Source organism: Amycolatopsis sp. NPDC004169 (genome assembly GCF_040610315.1).
Classification (GTDB): domain Bacteria; phylum Actinomycetota; class Actinomycetes; order Mycobacteriales; family Pseudonocardiaceae; genus Amycolatopsis.
This window is the reverse complement of the sequence record NZ_JBEXMD010000044.1, coordinates 35,286-51,400: the sequence shown is the minus strand read 5'-3', so window position 1 is coordinate 51,400 and position 16,115 is coordinate 35,286. Positions and strand designations below refer to the sequence as shown.

Genomic DNA, 16,115 nt, shown 5'->3' with positions numbered 1-16,115 from the left:
AATCACATGTGATGCCCCCGGGGACACGCGTGATGCCCCTCAGCGCACGGCGACCCGGGTGCTCAGCGGGAGGGATGCCGAGGACGGACCCACCTGGACCGCGCGAGTGCCGCCGCCGCGCTTCCACGCCTTCGCCGTCACGTCCCAGTAGGACAGCTGGCGGGGGTCGACGTGGATCGTCAGCGTCCGGTACGCGCCCGCCGTCAACGTCACCTTCGCGTAGCCGCCCAGGGCCGTCGGCGGCTGCGGGGCCGTCACCTGCGGGCTCGGGCCGACGAACACCTGGGCCACCTCCGTGCCCGTGCGGGTGCCCGTGTTGCGGACGGTCACCTTCACGTCGAGGCCGCCGTCGGAAGCGTTCGCCACCGTGAGGCCGCTGTAGGCGAACGTCGTGTACGAAAGCCCGAAGCCGAACGGGAACAGCGGGGTCATCTTCTTGTCCGCGTACCAGCGGTAGCCGATGTCGACGCCCTCGGTGTACTTCACCTGGCCGTCCTGGCCCGGGTACAGCCCGGCGCTGCCGCTGACCAGCGTGTGCGCCTCGTCCACCGGGAACGTCTGCGTCAGCTTGCCCTGCGGGCCGACGTCGCCGTAGAGCAACGCCGTCGTCGCCTCGGCGCCCTTCTGGCCCGGGTACCACATCTCCAGCACCGCCGCCGTCTTGGCCAGCCACGGCATCTTCACCGCGGAACCGGTGTTCAGCACCACGACCGTCCGCGGGTTGGCCGCCGCGACGGCGTCGATCAGCTCGTCCTGGTAGCCGGGCAGCGAGAGGTCCGGCCGGTCGAGGCCTTCGGAGCTGTCGTCGTAGGCGAACACGATCGGCGTGGTGGCCGCCTTCGCCGCCGCCACCGCCTGGTCGATGTCGGCCTGGGCCGCGGCCGGGGTGATCCAGTGCAGGTTGACCTTCAGCGGGTTGACGAAGTCCGCGAAGCCGTACAGCAGCAGCGAGTGCGGCCCCGCGGTCAGGTGCACGGTGATCCCGGTGTACCCGCCCGCGATCGAGTCGCCGAACAGCCCGCTCGCCGTCCCGTCCACCTGGAAGAACCCGCCGCCGCCGGTCGACTGGAGCTGGATGCTGTAGTCGCCCTCGCTCGGCGCGGTGACCGTGCCGTTGTAGAACACGCCCTCCGCCCCGGCGGGCAGCCCGCCGCCCTGGGTGAACGCCGGGGACAGCGCGCCGGCCGGCACGGCCTCGCCCACCGGGTCGTAGCCCGCGGTGTAGGTCGTGGTGCTGCCCGCGCGCTGCTTGATCAGGTCGACCGGCGAGGCGGGCGTGGCGGACGGGAGCACGTGGGAGCTGCCGCCACCGTTGAGCTTCGGCGTCTTCGCGTTGTAGCCGATCACCGCGACCTTGCCGGAGCGCGCGGTGCTCAGCGGCAGCGCCGACTTTTCGTTGCGCAGCAACACCGCGCCGGCCTGGGCGACGTCCTGCGCGGTCGCCGTCAGCCCGGCGAGGTCGCGGGACGGCCGGGCGGGGTTGTCGAGCAGGTGGAAGCGGTCCAGCTGGCTCAGGATGCGCCCGACCGCGGTGTCCAAAGCGGACTGCGGGATGGTGCCCGCGGTGAGCGCCGCCTTGAGCTGGTCACCGAAGTACGTGCCGTCCGGCATTTCCTGGTCGAGGCCCTTGGGCAGGCTGTCCGGGGTCAGCGACATCCGCCAGTCCGACATCACCCAGCCCTGGAAGGCCAGCTGCTCGCGCAGGATCCCGGTCAGCAGGTCGGGGTTCGCGCAGGCGGACGGCCCGTTGAGGTTGTTGTACGAGCACATCACCGCGCCCGCACCGGCCTTGACGGCGGCCTCGAAGCCGGGCAGCTCGACCTCGTGCAGGGTCTGGTCGTCCTGCACGACGTTGATCGTCTGCCGGTCGTTCTCCTGGTTGTTCCCGGCGAGGTGCTTGACGACCGGGATGGTGCCCTGCCCGGCGATGCCCCGCACCTCGGCACCGGCCAGCCGGGACGTCAGCAGCGGGTCCTCGCTGAAGGTTTCGAAGTTGCGGCCGCCGTAGGGGATCCGGATGGTGTTGACCATCGGGGAGAGCAGGACGTCGGTGCCCAGCGCGCGGGCTTCCCGGCCGACGCCGGCGCCGTACCGGGTGGCGAGGGATTCGTCGAAACTGGACGCGAGCGAAACCGGCGCCGGCATGACGACCGAAGGCTTGTCGACGCGCACCCCGGCGGAGCCGTCGGTCAGCCGCAGCGACGGGATGCCGAGCCGCGGCACACCGGGTACGTACCCGGCTTCGCCGACGCTGTTCGGGTCGTTTCCGCCGTGCACCAGGGAAAGCTTCTCGTCGAGCGTCAGCTCGCCGACGAGGCTCCGCACCCGCGGCGAGAACTTCGCGGCCGGGTCGGCCGCGGCGGCGGAAGCCGCCAAAGCGGACGTCAGCAGCACGCCGGCGAGGACGACCGCCGCCGCGCGCGGGCGCGCTCGTAGAAGATCATTACGCATAGTCACCCCAGAAACCCGCGAAAGGGTCACCCCTGCCGCTAGTCGGTCCAATCGTGGACCAACCTAGGTGACTGCTGCACGGACCGTAACCCCTGTCTTGACCAGCGCGGACAGGGCGGCCGGTGCACCGCCGGCTAATTCCGGGTGACGTCCAAACTGGCCTCGCCGCCGCGGATCTCCCCCAGGTGCAGGTGGTACCCCAGGAAATCGAGGTCGACACCCTGGAACAGTGAGACGCTGATGCCGTCGGTCAGGAAGGTGACGGAATTGTTGTCCATTTTCTGCACCTTCAGCTCCTGCCCGCCGAGGTCCACCTTTCCCCCGCTGACGAGGTTGAAATGACAGGACCGTTCCGCGCACCCGAGGTCCACGAAATGGTCGCACCCGGTCACCGAAAAAGAAGTGACCACGGCGAACAGGCACACTGCAATGGCGCGACGCATGCTGATCCCCCTGGTTATTCGGCGTACGGAATGACGATGGTGATTTCGGTGGGTCCGCCGGGCGGGCTGACGCATTCCACGACGCCGTCGAACGCCGCGATCCGGCGCTGGACACCGACCAGCCCGGTGCCGCGGCCGAAGTCCGCGCCGCCCTTCCCGTCGTCGGCGACGACGACCTGCAGCGCCCCCGGCCGGTGGGTGACGCGCACCCGCACGCGCTTGGCCGCCGCGTGCTTGGCCGCGTTGGCCAGCAGCTCGGCGACGGCGAAGTAGACGGCCGACTCCAGGGCGGCGTCCGGACGGCCGATCAGCCCGACCTCGACGTCCGTGGGCACCGGGGCGTCCATCGCGAGGTCCTCGAGCGCGGCGCCGAGGCCGCGGTCGGCGAGCATCGGCGGCTGGATGCCGTGGACCAGCCCGCGCAGCTCCCGCAGCGCGGCGGCGGACAGCTCGCGCGCGCCGGCCAGCTGCCGCCGCACCTCGTCGAGGTCGGTGTCGAGCAGCATTTCCGCGGTGCCGAGCGAGATGCCGATCGCGATCAGCCGGGCCTGGGCGCCGTCGTGCAGGTCACGCTCGATCCGCCGCAGCTCGGCGGCCTGCGCGTCGATCGCCGCGGCGCGCGTGGCGAACAGCCGCTCCACCCGCCGGGACAGCAGCGCCCGCTCGTCGGGCGCCAGCAGCCACCGCGTCCAGGCTTCGTGCAGGCCGACCGCGCCGGGCGCGGCCACCAGCCCCAGCACCAGCAGGGCCAGCCCGGCGACGACCGTCGCGGCGATGCCCGCCGGGCTGTCCACCGGCAGCGGGAAGTACCAGGCCCCGGACGGCAGGTGCGGCGCGGTCAGCGGGGCGACCAGCAGGAACGCCCCGAACCCGGCGAGCGCGACCGGGACGGCGGCGAGGAGGCCGCCCGAGAGCGGGTTGAGGACCAGCCAGCACAGGTCCCGCCAGGTGGCCGGGTCGGTGAAGAACCAGCGGCCGCGCCGCTGGGCGAGCGAGACCCAGCGGAACTTGTGGAAGTCGTAGCCGTTCCAGTACCAGCCGTTCTCGGTGCGTTCCAGCGACGGCAGCGGCAGGTACGGCGATTCGATGGGGCGGCCGTAGAGCACCGGCGCGCATTTGCGGGAAAGCACTGGCAGCAGCCGGCACGCCGGAATGGCGACCAGCACGGTGAGCCCCGCGGCGGCGACGTATTCCGGCAGCCAGAACAGCGCGGGCAGCGTGAGAACGCACACCTGCACCGCCGCGAACAGCACGAAAACGACCAGCCGCGCCATTCCGGCGACACCCCGCCGGACGGCCGAGGCGCTGCGCCGGGGAATCGTCGACATCGGCAGATCATACTCGCCACGGGACAGTGTTCCCGGTCGGCTCATCGCGTCCCCCATCGTCCGGCGAGGGGGCCGGACCGGCCGCTCGCACTCGAGGCCGTTCCAGGATGGGGGCACCCCCGGGGGCGGGACAATCGGTCCAGCCCACTCCTAGGGGGTAGGGAAAGGCATACCCCTATGTTCGGTCTAACAGGCTCACGCCGACCGGGATCGCGACACTACCGTTGTCCCCGGAGCAGCGCCACGACGCAAGCGAATGGCGTTCCGGAAGAGAACGAACCCGCGAACCACCAGGAGCAGCAATGAACGAAGCCGGCATCCAACGCACCCAGGCCGACGCGCCGTCGCACGGTGAACCGCGCAACCCGCGGCTGGCGTTGTTCGCCTCCGCCGCGTTCGACCTGATCGTCCCGCTCGCCGTCTACTACATCCTGCGCCAGAACGGCGTTCCGCTGTTGACCGCCGCGATCATCGGTGGCATCGTCCCGGTGGTCCGCACCGTGTACGTCTTCGCCCGCTACCGCAAGATCGACGGGCTCGGCCTCTTCATGGTGACGATGATGGTCATCGGCACCGCGGTTTCGCTGATTTCGGGCGACGCGCGGTTCTTCTTCGCCAAGGACGGCTGGCTCACCGCCATGTTCGGCATCTGGATGCTGATCACGCTGTTCTTCGAGAAGCCGTTCTTCCTGCACGCCGGGGTCAGCATCGCGCGCACCAAGCGCGGCGGCGCCGGCGCCGAGGTGTGGGAGCGCCGCTGGGACACCGAACCGAAGATGCGCCACGGCCTGCGCCTGCTCACCGTCGTGTTCGGCGTCGGCATGATCGTGGACGCCGTCGTGCGCGTGGTGCTCGCCTACACGCTGCCGCTCGACGACATCAACCTGGTGACGACCGTGCAGTGGATCGTGGTCCTCGGCGGGCTCATCGGCTTCATGGCCTACTACACCCGCAAGCACGACCTGCGCGCCTGAGGCCCCGGCCGTCCACCGCAACCCGAGGAGCTTTCCCATGGCACACATCGCGCTGCTGAGCATCCCCGCCTACGGGCACGTGATGCCGACGCTGGACGTGGCCGCCGAGCTGGTCCGCCGCGGGCACCGCGTCACCTACGCCACGACCGACCAGTTCGCGGACCTGGTGGCGCCGACCGGGGCCCGGGTGCTGCGGTACGAGTCGTCGCTGACGCCGAAGCCGCGCACCGAGGACCCGCCCGCCGACTTCGCCGCCTGGCTGCCGCTGGTGCTGGTCATGGAGAGCACGGCGACCATCCCGGTGTTCGAGGCGGCCTTCGACGGCGACCGGCCGGACCTGATCCTCTACGACCGCACGGTGTACGCGACCGGGCGGGTGCTCGCCGCGAAGTGGGGCGTGCCCGCGGTGGAGCTGTTCCCGTCCTTCGCCTACAACGACCACTGGTCGCTGGCGAAGTTCCTCGGCGAGGAAAACGGTTTCAGCGAGGAACACCCCGCCCGCGTCGCGTTCCGGGAGAAGATCGCCGAGCTGACGCAGGCCCACGGTGTCCCGGCGATCTCGCCGTCGGACTTCGCCATCGGGCGCGAGGAGTTCGCACTGGCCTTCGTGGCCAAGGAATTCCAGTACCAGGGCGAAACCTTCGACGAGCACTTCGCGTTCGTCGGCCCGTGCCTGGGTGACCGGACGTTCCAGGGCGGCTGGGAGCCGCCGTCGGACCGCAAGCCCGTCCTGCTGGTTTCGCTCGGCACGGCGTTCAACGACCGGCCCGACTTCTTCAAGGCCGTCGTGGCGGCGTTCAGCGGTTCGGAGTGGCACGTCGTGCTGTCGATCGGCGCGCTCGACCCGGCCGCGCTCGGCGAGCTGCCGCCGAACGTCGAGGCGCACGCCCAGGTGCCGCAGCTGGCGGTGCTGGAACACGCTTCGGCCTTCATCACCCACTCCGGGATGGGCGGGACGATGGAGGCGCTGTACTTCGACACGCCGATGGTGGCCCTGCCGCAGAGCGTCGAGCAGGCCGCGGTGGCCAACCGGGTCGCCGAACTCGGCCTCGGCACGAACCTGGCCGGCCGCGAGCCGACGCCCGAGCTGCTGCGGGACGCCGTGCGCTCGACGGCGGCCGACGGGCGGATCCGCGCCGCGGTCGCCGCGATGGGCGCGAAGGTGCGGGCCGCCGGTGGCGCGGTGCGCGCCGCCGACGAGCTCGAGCGGCACCTCAAGCACGTTTCCTGACCCGCTGGTTCGGCCGAACCAGCCGCCTGTGGGGAAGGGCCGAGGTTGTCCCCCAGCACCACGGCCCTTCCTCACCTCTTTTTCGTCCACACTGATTCCTGGAGGACCGGCGTGCCGGACGCTGTGGTGGTACGGGATCTCGTGAAGAGATACCCCAAAGCAGAACGGCCTGCGGTCGACGGCCTCGGTTTCACCATCGCCACCGGCGAGGTGTTCGGCCTGCTGGGCCCCAACGGCGCGGGCAAGACGACGACGGTCAGCATGCTGACCACCCGCGCGCTGCCGACGTCGGGCCACGCCGAGGTGGCGGGCATCGACGTCGTCAAGCACGCGACGGCGGCCCGCCAGGCGCTGGCCGTCGTGCCGCAGCGCAACAACCTCGACCAGTCGCTGACCGTGCGGCAGAACCTGCTGTTCCACGCCGCTTACCACGGCATGGGCCGGGCGCAGCGGCACCGCCGGGCCGAGGAGCTCATCGAGTGGATGGGCCTCGGCCCGCGGGCGAAGGCCAGGGTCGACGAGATGTCCGGCGGCCAGGCCCAGCGCGTGATGATCGCCCGCGCGCTGATGCACCAGCCGCAGGTGATGTTCCTGGACGAGCCGGCGACCGGGCTGGACCCGCAGTCGCGGCTGTTCGTGCACGAGCGCGTCGCCGAGCTGACGGCCGAGGGCGTCACGGTGGTGGTGACCACGCACGACATGGAGGAGGCGGCCAAGCTGTGCGACCGCGTCGGCATCGTCGACCGCGGCAAGCTGCTGGCGCTGGACACCACGGACGCGCTCACGCGGTCGCTTCCCGGCAACACGACGCTGACGGTGGGCGTGAGCCTGGCCGAGTCGCCCGCGGACGCCGTGGGCAAGGAACTCGAGCAGGTGCCGACGGTGGAGCGCGTCGAGCGGCTGGCCGCGGCCGGCCGGGCCGCCGCCGACGAGAAGGCCGTCCAGTTCCGCCTGTACACCGAAGCCGAACCGGCGTCGCTGCTGCCGGGCGTGCTGGCGGTGCTGGGCCGCGAGCGGTGCGACGTCACCGGCATCTCGTTCGGCAAGCCCACCCTCGAAGACGTGTTCATCTCCATCACCGGACGGGACCTCAGATGACCGCCGCCACTGTCGCCCAGCCCCAGCCGCAAGCACAGCCGGGGCAGGCCCGCGCGTTCTTCGCCGTGCTGGGCCGCGACTTCTTCGTCACCGGCCGCGAGCTGCTGCCGTTCCTGGCCCAGATGCTGATCCAGCCGCTGTTCCTGCTGTTCATCTTCGGCAAGGTGCTGTCGCAGATCGGCTACGCGGGGGCGGGGTACGCCCAGGTGCTGCTGCCCGGCATGGTGGCGATGAACGCGTTCACCGGGGCCCTGCAGAACACGGCGCTGCCGCTGGTGCTGGACTTCTCGGTGACCAGGGAGATCGAGGACAGGCTGCTGGCGCCGTTGTCGATCCGGCTGGTCGCGGTGGAGAAGATGCTGTTCGGCGCGATCCGCGGCATCATCGCCGGCCTGGTGATGATCCCGATCGGCCTGCTGATCCTCGACGGCGTCCACTGGAGCCCGGCGGCCCTGCCGGGTGTCGCGGGGGTCGTCGCACTGGGGTCGCTGGCGGGCGCGGCGGTGGGCATGGTGCTGGGGACGATCGTGCCGCCGCGGCACATCAACCTGGTGTTCACCATCCTGCTGGTGCCCCTGATCTTCACCGGGTCCGGTCAGTTCCCGTGGCTCAGCCTGTCCGGTTTGCGCTGGTTCCAGGTGATCTGCGCGGCCAACCCGCTGACGTACGTGTCGGAGGCCCTGCGCCGGCTGGTGATGCCGGACCAGGTCCAGTCCATCCCGCTGTGGATTTCCCTGCTCGTCATGACGGTGGCGACGCTGGTCTTCGGGGCGTTCGGCATCCGGGGCTTCCTGAAGCGGGCACTGGACTGACGCGGGGTGACCGGGCGGTACGGTTGGGCCACCCCCAGCCCGGCCCCGCCCGGCCCGGAACCCCAGGAGCGGTTCGTGCGCGTAGTCCTCGCGGAGGATCTCTACCTGCTTCGTGACGGCATGACGAGGCTGCTGGAAGCCCACGGGTTCACGGTGGTGGCCGCGGTCGGCAACGCCACGGAGCTGCTGAAGGCGATCGAGGACCACACGCCGGACATCGCGGTGGTGGACGTCCGCCTGCCCCCGAAGTTCAGCGACGAAGGAATCCGGGCGGCGCTGGAGGCCCGCCGCCGCCGTCCGGGGCTGCCGGTGCTGGTGCTGTCCCAGCACGTGGAGCAGACGTACGCCCGCGAGCTGCTGGCCGACGGCGCCGGCGCGATCGGGTACCTGCTGAAGGACCGGGTGCTGAACGCGGACCAGTTCGTGGACGCACTCCGCATGGTGGCGGCAGGAGGGACGGCGATGGACCCCGAGGTCATCACGAAGCTGCTGGCGAGCCGGTCCCGGAAGGACCCGCTGGACGCGTTGACCCCAAGGGAGCGCCAGGTGCTGGAGCTGATGGCGGAGGGCCGCTCCAACGCGGCGATCGCCCAGCGGATGACGATCAGCGAGGCCGCGGTCGGGAAGCACACGGCGAGCATCTTCACGAAGCTGGACCTGGCCCAGCACGAGGACGACAACCGGCGCGTGCTGGCGGTGCTGACCTACTTGAGCAGCAAGGTGCGCCAGGGCTGAAACGACACCACCCCGGCCGTGGTCACGGCCGGGGTGTGAGTCGAGCGCAAAAGGATCAGCTGTAGAACTTCCGGACCCGGGACACGATGTACTCCTGGTCGTCCTCCGAAAGCGACGTGTAGGTCGGCAGGTACAACCCCTCTTCCGCGAACCGGTTCGCCTTCAGCGACGGCCAGACCGGATCGAGGTACATCGGCTGCCGGCTCATCGGCTTGAAGAACACCCGCGTCTCGATCCCCTCCGCGGCGAGGAAGGCCCGCAGCTCGTCCCGCCGCGAGCACAGCAGGTCGTACATCCACAGCACGTCCCGCCGGGGCATCAGCGTGACACCCGGAACGTCCCGCAACCCGGCGTCGTACCGGGACTCGATGGCGGACCGGAGGGAAAGGATCGAGTCCAGCTGGGCCACCTGGGCCGTCGCCACCGCGGCCTGCAGGTTCGTCATCCGGAAGTTGTAGCCGAGCTTCTTGTGCAGGAACGTGTGGTCCCGGTTGAACGCCATCCCCCGCAGGTGTTCCATCTGCGCGGCGAGCCGCGCGTCCGAGGTGAGGCAGATGCCGCCCTCGCCCGACGCGATGATCTTGTTGGCGAACAAGGAAAAACAGGCGACGTCCCCGACCGGCCGCACCCCGTGCGCCTCGGCCGAATCCTCCACCACCCGCAGGTTGTACTCGAAGGCCAGCGCCATGATCGCGTCCATGTCGCAGCGCCGCCCGTAGACGTGCACCGGCATGATCGCCCGGGTCCGCGGCGTGATCTTCGCTTCGATCAGCGACACGTCGATGTTCAGGTCGTCGCCGCAGTCGACGAACACCGGTGTCGCACCCGTGTACGTCACCGCCCACGCCGAGGCGATCATCGTGAACTCGGGCACGATCACCTCGTCGCCCGGGCCGATCCCCAGCGCCCGCAGGGCCAAGGTCAGTGCCGTGGTACCGGACGAGCACGCGACTCCGAAAGAAACACCGTTGTAGGCCGCGAAATCCGCCTCGAACCGGGCCACGTACGGCCCCTGCGAAGAGATCCAGCCGCTCGTGACGGCGTCGGTGACGTTGGCCAGCTCGTCGCCGTTCAGGTACGGCTGCGAAACCGGGTACTTCATGCCCGTTCCTCCCGGAGAGCGGCCAGCACGGTGTCGGCCGCCGCCGCGGCGCCGCCCGCGGAGCGGAAGCGGTCCGCCCATTCCTCGGCCCGTGCGGTGAACTCCTTCTCCTCCAGCACGCGCCGCAGCTTCGCCACGATCGCGTCCGCGGAAACCGTTTCCTCGTACGAGAGCACCAACCCGCAGCCGCTGTCGAGGACGCGGGCCGCGTGGTCGTGGCAGTCCATCCAGAACGGCTGCACCAGACCCGGCTTGCCGAAGTAGATCCCCTCGTACGCGCTGTTCCCACCGCCGTGGTGGTAGTACGCGCGCACGTGCGGGTGTGCCAGGACGTCGAACTGGGACGGCACCCAGTTCTCCAGCCGCACGTTGGGCGGCAGGTCCGCCGGCAGCAGGACGCGCTGGGCCTTCGGCAGCTTCCACAGCACGTGGTGCTCGGGCCCGATCCGCCGGGCCGCCTCGGCGATCGCCGCCACCTGCGGCGCGGTCAGCCGCATGTGGGTGCCGAACGCCAGGTACACCACCGATTCGTGCTCGTCCAGCCAGGCCGACAGCGCCGGGTCCGGTTCCACCGCCTCGGGCAGCGGGGGCACCACCGGCCCGACCATCCGCAGGTGCGACGGCGCCGCGTCGAACGGGTACTCCATGCCGAACACCGAATACCCCAGGATCGCCTGCGCGCGGTCGGCGTAACCGGACTGGCCCGCCGTCGCGTTCAGGATCCCGGCTTCCTTACGGGCCTTGGTGAACTGCATCGCAGGCACCTTCGTCAGCATGCCGTACAGCAGCCGCAGCCGGAAGCCGAGGTTCGCCAGCTTCTGGCGTCCCGAAAGCTCCCGCGGCAGGCCTGTGTTCGGGCTGGGGTAGCTCAGCGGCAGGCGTTCGGCGAAGATCTCGCTCACCGAGATCGGCACGCTGTAGACGTACGGGATCCCGCGGGCGATCGCCGCGTCCGTCGGGTAGACGCTGGAGGAGTCGATCACCATCAGCGCCGGCTCGACCTCGTCGACCACGGCCAGCGCGCGCTCGTACATCGTCACCATGATGCTCGCGTCCGTGACACCGCTCAGGTACGCCACGACGTTCTGCGGCCGCGCGGTCAGGCTGCCCGGCTTGGCGGGCTGGGTCGCCGCCGCGTAGAGGTCCGGGTCCCACTCGCCCGGCGGGCGCTCGAGCCGCTCGCCGAAGGAGACGAACCGGACCGGGTTGGCCGCGGAGATCGCCTCGACGTCGGCGCGGCGGTCCTCAGTGGACGCGAAGTACAGGTCCGGCACGCCCCGGCGGGCGAGTTCCCCGGCGATGACGAGCAGCGGGTTGATCATGCCGGCGTCCGCGATCGACGCGAACAGGATGGGCGCCATCGCCGTCACCAGCTCCCGGCGAGCATCAGCTCGCTGTACTTGTGCTCGTTCGACGCCTTCCGCAGGTCGGCCTCGACCATCATCCGCATCAGCTCCTCGAAGTCGACCGACTGCTTCCAGCCGAGCTCGGCGCGGGCCTTCCGCGGGTCGGCGCACAGGGTCTCCACCTCCGCGGGCCGGACCAGGGCCGGGTCGACGACGACGTGGTCGCGCCAGTTCAGGTCCACCGCGTCGAAGGCGATCTGGACGGCGTCCCGCACCGAGTGCATCTGCCCGGTGCCGACGACGTAGTCGGTCGCCGTCTCCTGCTGCAGCATCAGGTGCATCGCGCGGACGTAGTCGCCGGCGAAGCCCCAGTCGCGGACGGCGTCCAGGTTGCCGAGGTAGAGCTTGTCGCGCAGGCCCAGCTTGATCTCCGCCACCGCCATGGTGATCTTGCGGGTGACGAACTCGGCGCCGCGGCGCGGCGACTCGTGGTTGAACAGGATCCCGGACACCCCGAACATGCCGAAGGATTCGCGGTAGTTCTTGGTGATGAAGTGCCCGTAGGTCTTCGCGACGCCGTAGGGGCTGCGCGGGTGGAAGATCGTCTGCTCGTTCTGCGGGGTCTCGGCGACCTTGCCGTACATCTCCGACGAGGACGCCTGGTAGAAGCGCATCCCGCCGCCGGTCGGGCGGGACTTGTCGAGGCCGCAGACCATCCGGACCGCTTCGAGCACCCGCAGCACGCCCATGCCGTTCACCTCGGTGGTGAGCTCGGGCTGCTGCCAGGACATCGGCACGAACGAGATGGCCGCCAGGTTGTACACCTCGTCCGGCTGCACGAAGTCCACCGCGGACACGAGACTGACCTGGTCCATCAGGTCGCCTTCCACGAAGTGGAGGTCGGAGACCAGCCTGCTGATCCGCGACTTGCGCGGATTCGCCTGGCCACGGACCAGACCCCACACCTGGTAGCCCTCGGCCAGCAGGTGCTCGGCCAGGTACGAGCCGTCCTGCCCGGTGATGCCGGTGATCAACGCACGCTTCGCCATGAATGTGTGCCTTCCTTGCCACGTCACGAGTTCAGCTCCCGCCGTGGCGTCGTCCGGCCGCCGTGCGAGCAGCTCCGGGGTACCTCGCCGCCGCGAAAATCGCGCCGGATCCGGTGCCCGGCAACGACGTTCACGCTCGCCGCAGGCCGGTTCTTTGTCAATGAATCCGGCGCCAAGTCAGTGGCCGCGCGGGGAAACCTAGGGGCGCACCTATAGGGGTGGCGGCGAAGGGAAAGCCGGGACCCCGTACGGGATCCCGGCTTCTCTCGGCGTCCGATCAGCGGACCGGCGGCACCGGCCTCAGTGGACGGCGCACCGGCGGCGCCGGCGCCCGGTGGTTGACCGCGACCGGCGGCCGCGGCACGCCCGGCAGGCGCTCCTGCTGCTCCGGCACCCGCAGCTGCGGCTCCGACGCCAGGTCGCGGCGCCGGCTGACGCTCAGCTTCCGGTAGACGCGCGTGAGGTGCTGTTCGACCGTGCTGACGGTGATGTAGAGCTGGCTGGCGATCTCCCGGTTGGTGTGCCCCCGCGCGGCGAGCCAGCCGACCCGCTGTTCGGCGTCGGTCAGCAGCTTGACGTCGGCCGGGGCGACCGGACCGCGGAGCGGGACCACCACGTCGGCCGCGCCGCCGTCGAGGAACGTCTTCCGCAGCAGCTCCGCGCCGCACTCCTTGGCCAGCACCCTGGCGTCCCGCTCGGCCGTGCGGGTGGTGGCGGGGTCCCCGCTCGCCCGGCTCAGCTCGGCCAGCGTCCGGGCCAGTTCCAGCTTGGCGCCGGACTTTTCGAGCACGTCCACCGCCTCCTGCAGCAGCCGGGGCCGCCGGGCCGGGTCGGCCACCAGCGCCAGCGTCCGCAGGGTGATGCCGCGGGTGCGGTCCCCGCAGTCCGGGCCGAGCTTCGCCGCCTGCTCCTCGGCGAGCACACGGGCGTTCTCGCGGTCGCCCAGCTTCAGGTAGACCTCCGCGGCGCTGGAGCGCCACGGCACGAGCGACGGCTGGTCCAGCTCCCACCGGGCCATCTGCTCCCCGCAGGCGAGGAAGTCGTTCAGCGCGGTCGGCAGCCGGCCCGTCGCGAGGTAGTAGTGGCCGCGCGCGTGCAGGTAGTGCAGGCCGAACCGGGTTTCGCCGAGCGCGTCCGGCACCGGCTGGTTGAGCAGCTCGGCCGCTTCGTCGAGCCGGCCCATCTCGGTCAGCGCGGCCAGCAGGGTCGCCAGCGGCGCGCCGACCCCGATGCCCCACGCCTCCGGGGTCATCTTCGTCAGCGCGATCTTCGCGTTGCGGGCCGCGAGCGGCAGGTCGCCCTGCCGCAGCGCGACCTCCGCGCGCAGCTCGGCCAGTGACGCCTGCCAGGTCGGGGCCGGGCGCCCGGCGGCCTGCGCCATCAGGTGGTCCGACCAGGTGGCGGCCTTGTCGAGGCGTTCGGCGTAGATCAGCACCGTCGCCGCGAACACCAGGTGCCGCAGGGTGATGTCGGTCATCCGGGTGCCTTCCAGCACCTGCTCGGCGTCGAGCACCGCGGCCTCCGACGGTCCTTCGCGCACCGCGCTGGTCAGCGCGTCGATCGCCTTGAGCTGCGAGTTCACCGCGAGCCCGAGCTGCGGTGCCGCGGTGCCGTCGGTGATCGAGGCGAGCATCGGCTCGACCAGGTGGAGCATCCCCGGCACCGAGCTGGCCAGCCACGACGACAGCGTCAGCAGCTCGCCGCGGGTGCGGCGGTCCCGGCAGTCGACCAGGTCGCCGAACGCGTTCGCGATCTCCACGGCCTCGTCGACCCGGCCGAACCAGAGCAGGAACTCGAAGATGCCGACGACCCGGATGCCCGGCAGGTGCCCGGCGCGGGTCGCGTGCACCAGCTCCGGCAGCCGGCGCATCGCCTTCGCCGGGGTGGTCCGCCATTCGATGTCGGCCAGCGACGCCTTGGCGATGGCCCGGTCGCGGTCGTCGGTGCAGCAGCGGCTGGCCAGCGCGATGCAGGCGCGGGCCAGCTCGACGTCGTCTTCGAGCAGCGCCGCCTCCGACGCCTCGGACAGCAGGTGCTCGGTCCACGGCTCGTCCAGGTTCCCCGCCACCACGTGGGCGGCGATGGCGGTCGGGCGGGCGCCCTGGTCGAACAGCAGGCGGGCGGCCTGGCCGTGCAGGGCGGCCCGCACGCCGGGGTCGAGTTCCTCGAGCACCGCGGCGCGGGCTTCGGCGTGCCGGAACCGGTGCCCGTCGAGCACACCGGCCGATTCCAGCGCCCGGCGCACCGGCTCGGTGGTGGCCGGCGCGAACGAGACCATGCCGCCGGCCAGCGCGATCTGCGACTGCTCGTCGTCGCCGAGCACGGCCAGCGCCCTGGCGAGTTCGAGCGCCCGCGGCTCGCTGGAGTGCAGGCAGCTGAGCACGGCGTGCCGGTAGGCGGCCCCCGCGACGACCTCGCCCGTGCCGGCCGCCCGGGTGTCGTGCACCAGGGCCGTGGCCAGCAGCGGGTTGCCGCCGCTGACCGCGAAGCACCGCGCGGCCAGCGCGTGGGCCCGGCCCTCGTCGAGCTTGCCGGCCAGCAGGACGCCGACGCCGTTGCGGGACAGCGGGGCCAGCCTCAGCTGGCGGCAGTGCGGCCGCCGCATCAGGTCGACGTGGCGGACCGGGCGCCGCTCGCCCGGGTCGGCCCGCTCGGCGAGCAGCACCAGCACCCTGGCCGGCCGGATGCGCCGGGCCATGTGCTGCAGGAACTGCAGGGACGCGGGATCGGCGTGGTGGGCGTCGTCGACGCAGATGACCAGCGGGGTCTCGGCCGACCAGCCGAGCACCGCGCTGGAGAGGCGGTGCAGGAACCGGCTGTCCAGCAGGGTCGCATCGGCTTCGGCGTCCTCCACGTACGCCGAGACCTGGTCGGCGATGTCCGCGCGGACGCCCGGCGTGTGCACCAGCTGGGAGACGACGCCGAGGCCGACGGCGGTCTCCGACCGGGCGCCGGACGCCGAGAGCACGACCGCGCCGGTGCCTGCGGCGTGCCTGCCGAAGGTCTCCAGCAGCGCGGTCTTGCCGCTGGCGACCGGGCCGAGAACCAGGCCGACACCGCCGGCCCCGGAGCAGGCGTCGGCGAGCATCTGACTCAGTGTCGCCGTTTCGAAATCACGTTCGATGAGCATGACAGGTACTTCCCCCAGGAATTCGTTGCGTGTTGGATTCGGCTGATCCACGCACCGGGTTGCGGCCGCCCCAGACGGGCCGAACCCGGCTATTCCCGTGAATCACCAGCACAGCCGCGCGCACCGGGCAAATGCTCCTCGCGCGCAATGCTTCACGGTCGATCAACCCGGCAGACCGCTCCCCAACGAGGTGCCTGGTGATGACAAAGTTTCCGGCGACTCGCGCACGAGCCGGCGGCGAAGTGTTATTCGGCGTCCCTTAAGAGGGACCGCGGTAAACGTTCATCGGACGACCTTTCCCCAGACCCCAGATCCCCGCGGTTGCCGTTGGACGATTACTGTCCTGATCGCCCGGTTCACCGCGAGGAGATAACGATCAGAAGCTACCACCTGCCCCTACCTGCCGCAACGAGGCA

The 16,115-nt window shown here is 70.9% G+C and carries 12 protein-coding genes; 5 read left to right on the top strand and 7 right to left on the bottom strand.

Features of this window, described 5'->3' with window-relative positions; all coding sequences use genetic code 11:
- Nucleotides 1–39 precede the first annotated feature (39 nt).
- The 3 genes from ABZX11_RS39490 to ABZX11_RS39480 form a co-directional block, all read right to left on the bottom strand.
- Nucleotides 40–2,451: a glycoside hydrolase family 3 C-terminal domain-containing protein gene (locus ABZX11_RS39490; protein WP_354923314.1), complete on the bottom strand. Its 2,412-nt coding sequence runs from the start codon at nt 2,449–2,451 to the stop codon at nt 40–42.
- Between the two features lie 134 nt (nt 2,452–2,585).
- Nucleotides 2,586–2,894, bottom strand: a complete 309-nt coding sequence (locus ABZX11_RS39485; protein WP_354923272.1) for a hypothetical protein — start codon at nt 2,892–2,894, stop codon at nt 2,586–2,588.
- 14 nt (nt 2,895–2,908) lie between these two features.
- Nucleotides 2,909–4,222, bottom strand: coding sequence for a histidine kinase (locus ABZX11_RS39480; RefSeq protein WP_354923269.1), 1,314 nt, complete (start codon nt 4,220–4,222; stop codon nt 2,909–2,911).
- A gap of 302 nt (nt 4,223–4,524) precedes the next feature.
- Here ABZX11_RS39480 and ABZX11_RS39475 point away from each other — a divergent pair, with 302 nt between their 5' ends.
- The 5 genes from ABZX11_RS39475 (at nt 4,525) to ABZX11_RS39455 (ending at nt 9,072) form a co-directional block, all read left to right on the top strand.
- A complete protein-coding gene (locus tag ABZX11_RS39475) occupies nt 4,525–5,196 on the top strand; it encodes a VC0807 family protein (protein WP_176171887.1) in 672 nt (223 codons plus the stop codon).
- A 37-nt stretch (nt 5,197–5,233) separates the two neighbouring features.
- Nucleotides 5,234–6,427: a macrolide family glycosyltransferase gene (locus tag ABZX11_RS39470; protein ID WP_354923266.1), complete on the top strand. Its 1,194-nt coding sequence runs from the start codon at nt 5,234–5,236 to the stop codon at nt 6,425–6,427.
- 111 nt (nt 6,428–6,538) lie between these two features.
- Complete coding sequence (locus ABZX11_RS39465; RefSeq protein WP_354923263.1) at nt 6,539–7,525, top strand: ABC transporter ATP-binding protein; 987 nt, start codon at nt 6,539–6,541, stop codon at nt 7,523–7,525.
- Nucleotides 7,522–8,337, top strand: coding sequence for an ABC transporter permease (locus tag ABZX11_RS39460; RefSeq protein ID WP_176171890.1), 816 nt, complete (start codon nt 7,522–7,524; stop codon nt 8,335–8,337). The genes ABZX11_RS39465 and ABZX11_RS39460 overlap by 4 nt, the downstream gene beginning before the upstream one ends.
- A 75-nt stretch (nt 8,338–8,412) precedes the next feature.
- Nucleotides 8,413–9,072: a response regulator transcription factor gene (locus ABZX11_RS39455; protein WP_176171891.1), complete on the top strand. Its 660-nt coding sequence runs from the start codon at nt 8,413–8,415 to the stop codon at nt 9,070–9,072.
- Nucleotides 9,073–9,127: 55 nt separating this feature from the next.
- On the opposite strand, the gene ABZX11_RS39450 is transcribed toward ABZX11_RS39455, so the two are convergent.
- From ABZX11_RS39450 to ABZX11_RS39435, 4 genes are all read right to left on the bottom strand, one after another.
- The gene (locus ABZX11_RS39450) at nt 9,128–10,174 is read right to left on the bottom strand and encodes a DegT/DnrJ/EryC1/StrS family aminotransferase (RefSeq protein WP_176171892.1); all 1,047 of its coding nucleotides are present in this window, start codon (nt 10,172–10,174) and stop codon (nt 9,128–9,130) included.
- The gene (locus tag ABZX11_RS39445; RefSeq protein ID WP_354923258.1) at nt 10,171–11,535 is read right to left on the bottom strand and encodes a glycosyltransferase; all 1,365 of its coding nucleotides are present in this window, start codon (nt 11,533–11,535) and stop codon (nt 10,171–10,173) included. The genes ABZX11_RS39450 and ABZX11_RS39445 overlap by 4 nt, the downstream gene beginning before the upstream one ends.
- Nucleotides 11,536–11,540: 5 nt before the next feature.
- A complete protein-coding gene (locus ABZX11_RS39440; protein WP_176171894.1) occupies nt 11,541–12,569 on the bottom strand; it encodes a GDP-mannose 4,6-dehydratase in 1,029 nt (342 codons plus the stop codon).
- Nucleotides 12,570–12,846: 277 nt separating this feature from the next.
- Nucleotides 12,847–15,699, bottom strand: a complete 2,853-nt coding sequence (locus tag ABZX11_RS39435; RefSeq protein ID WP_303246967.1) for a LuxR family transcriptional regulator — start codon at nt 15,697–15,699, stop codon at nt 12,847–12,849.
- Nucleotides 15,700–16,115 lie beyond the last annotated feature (416 nt).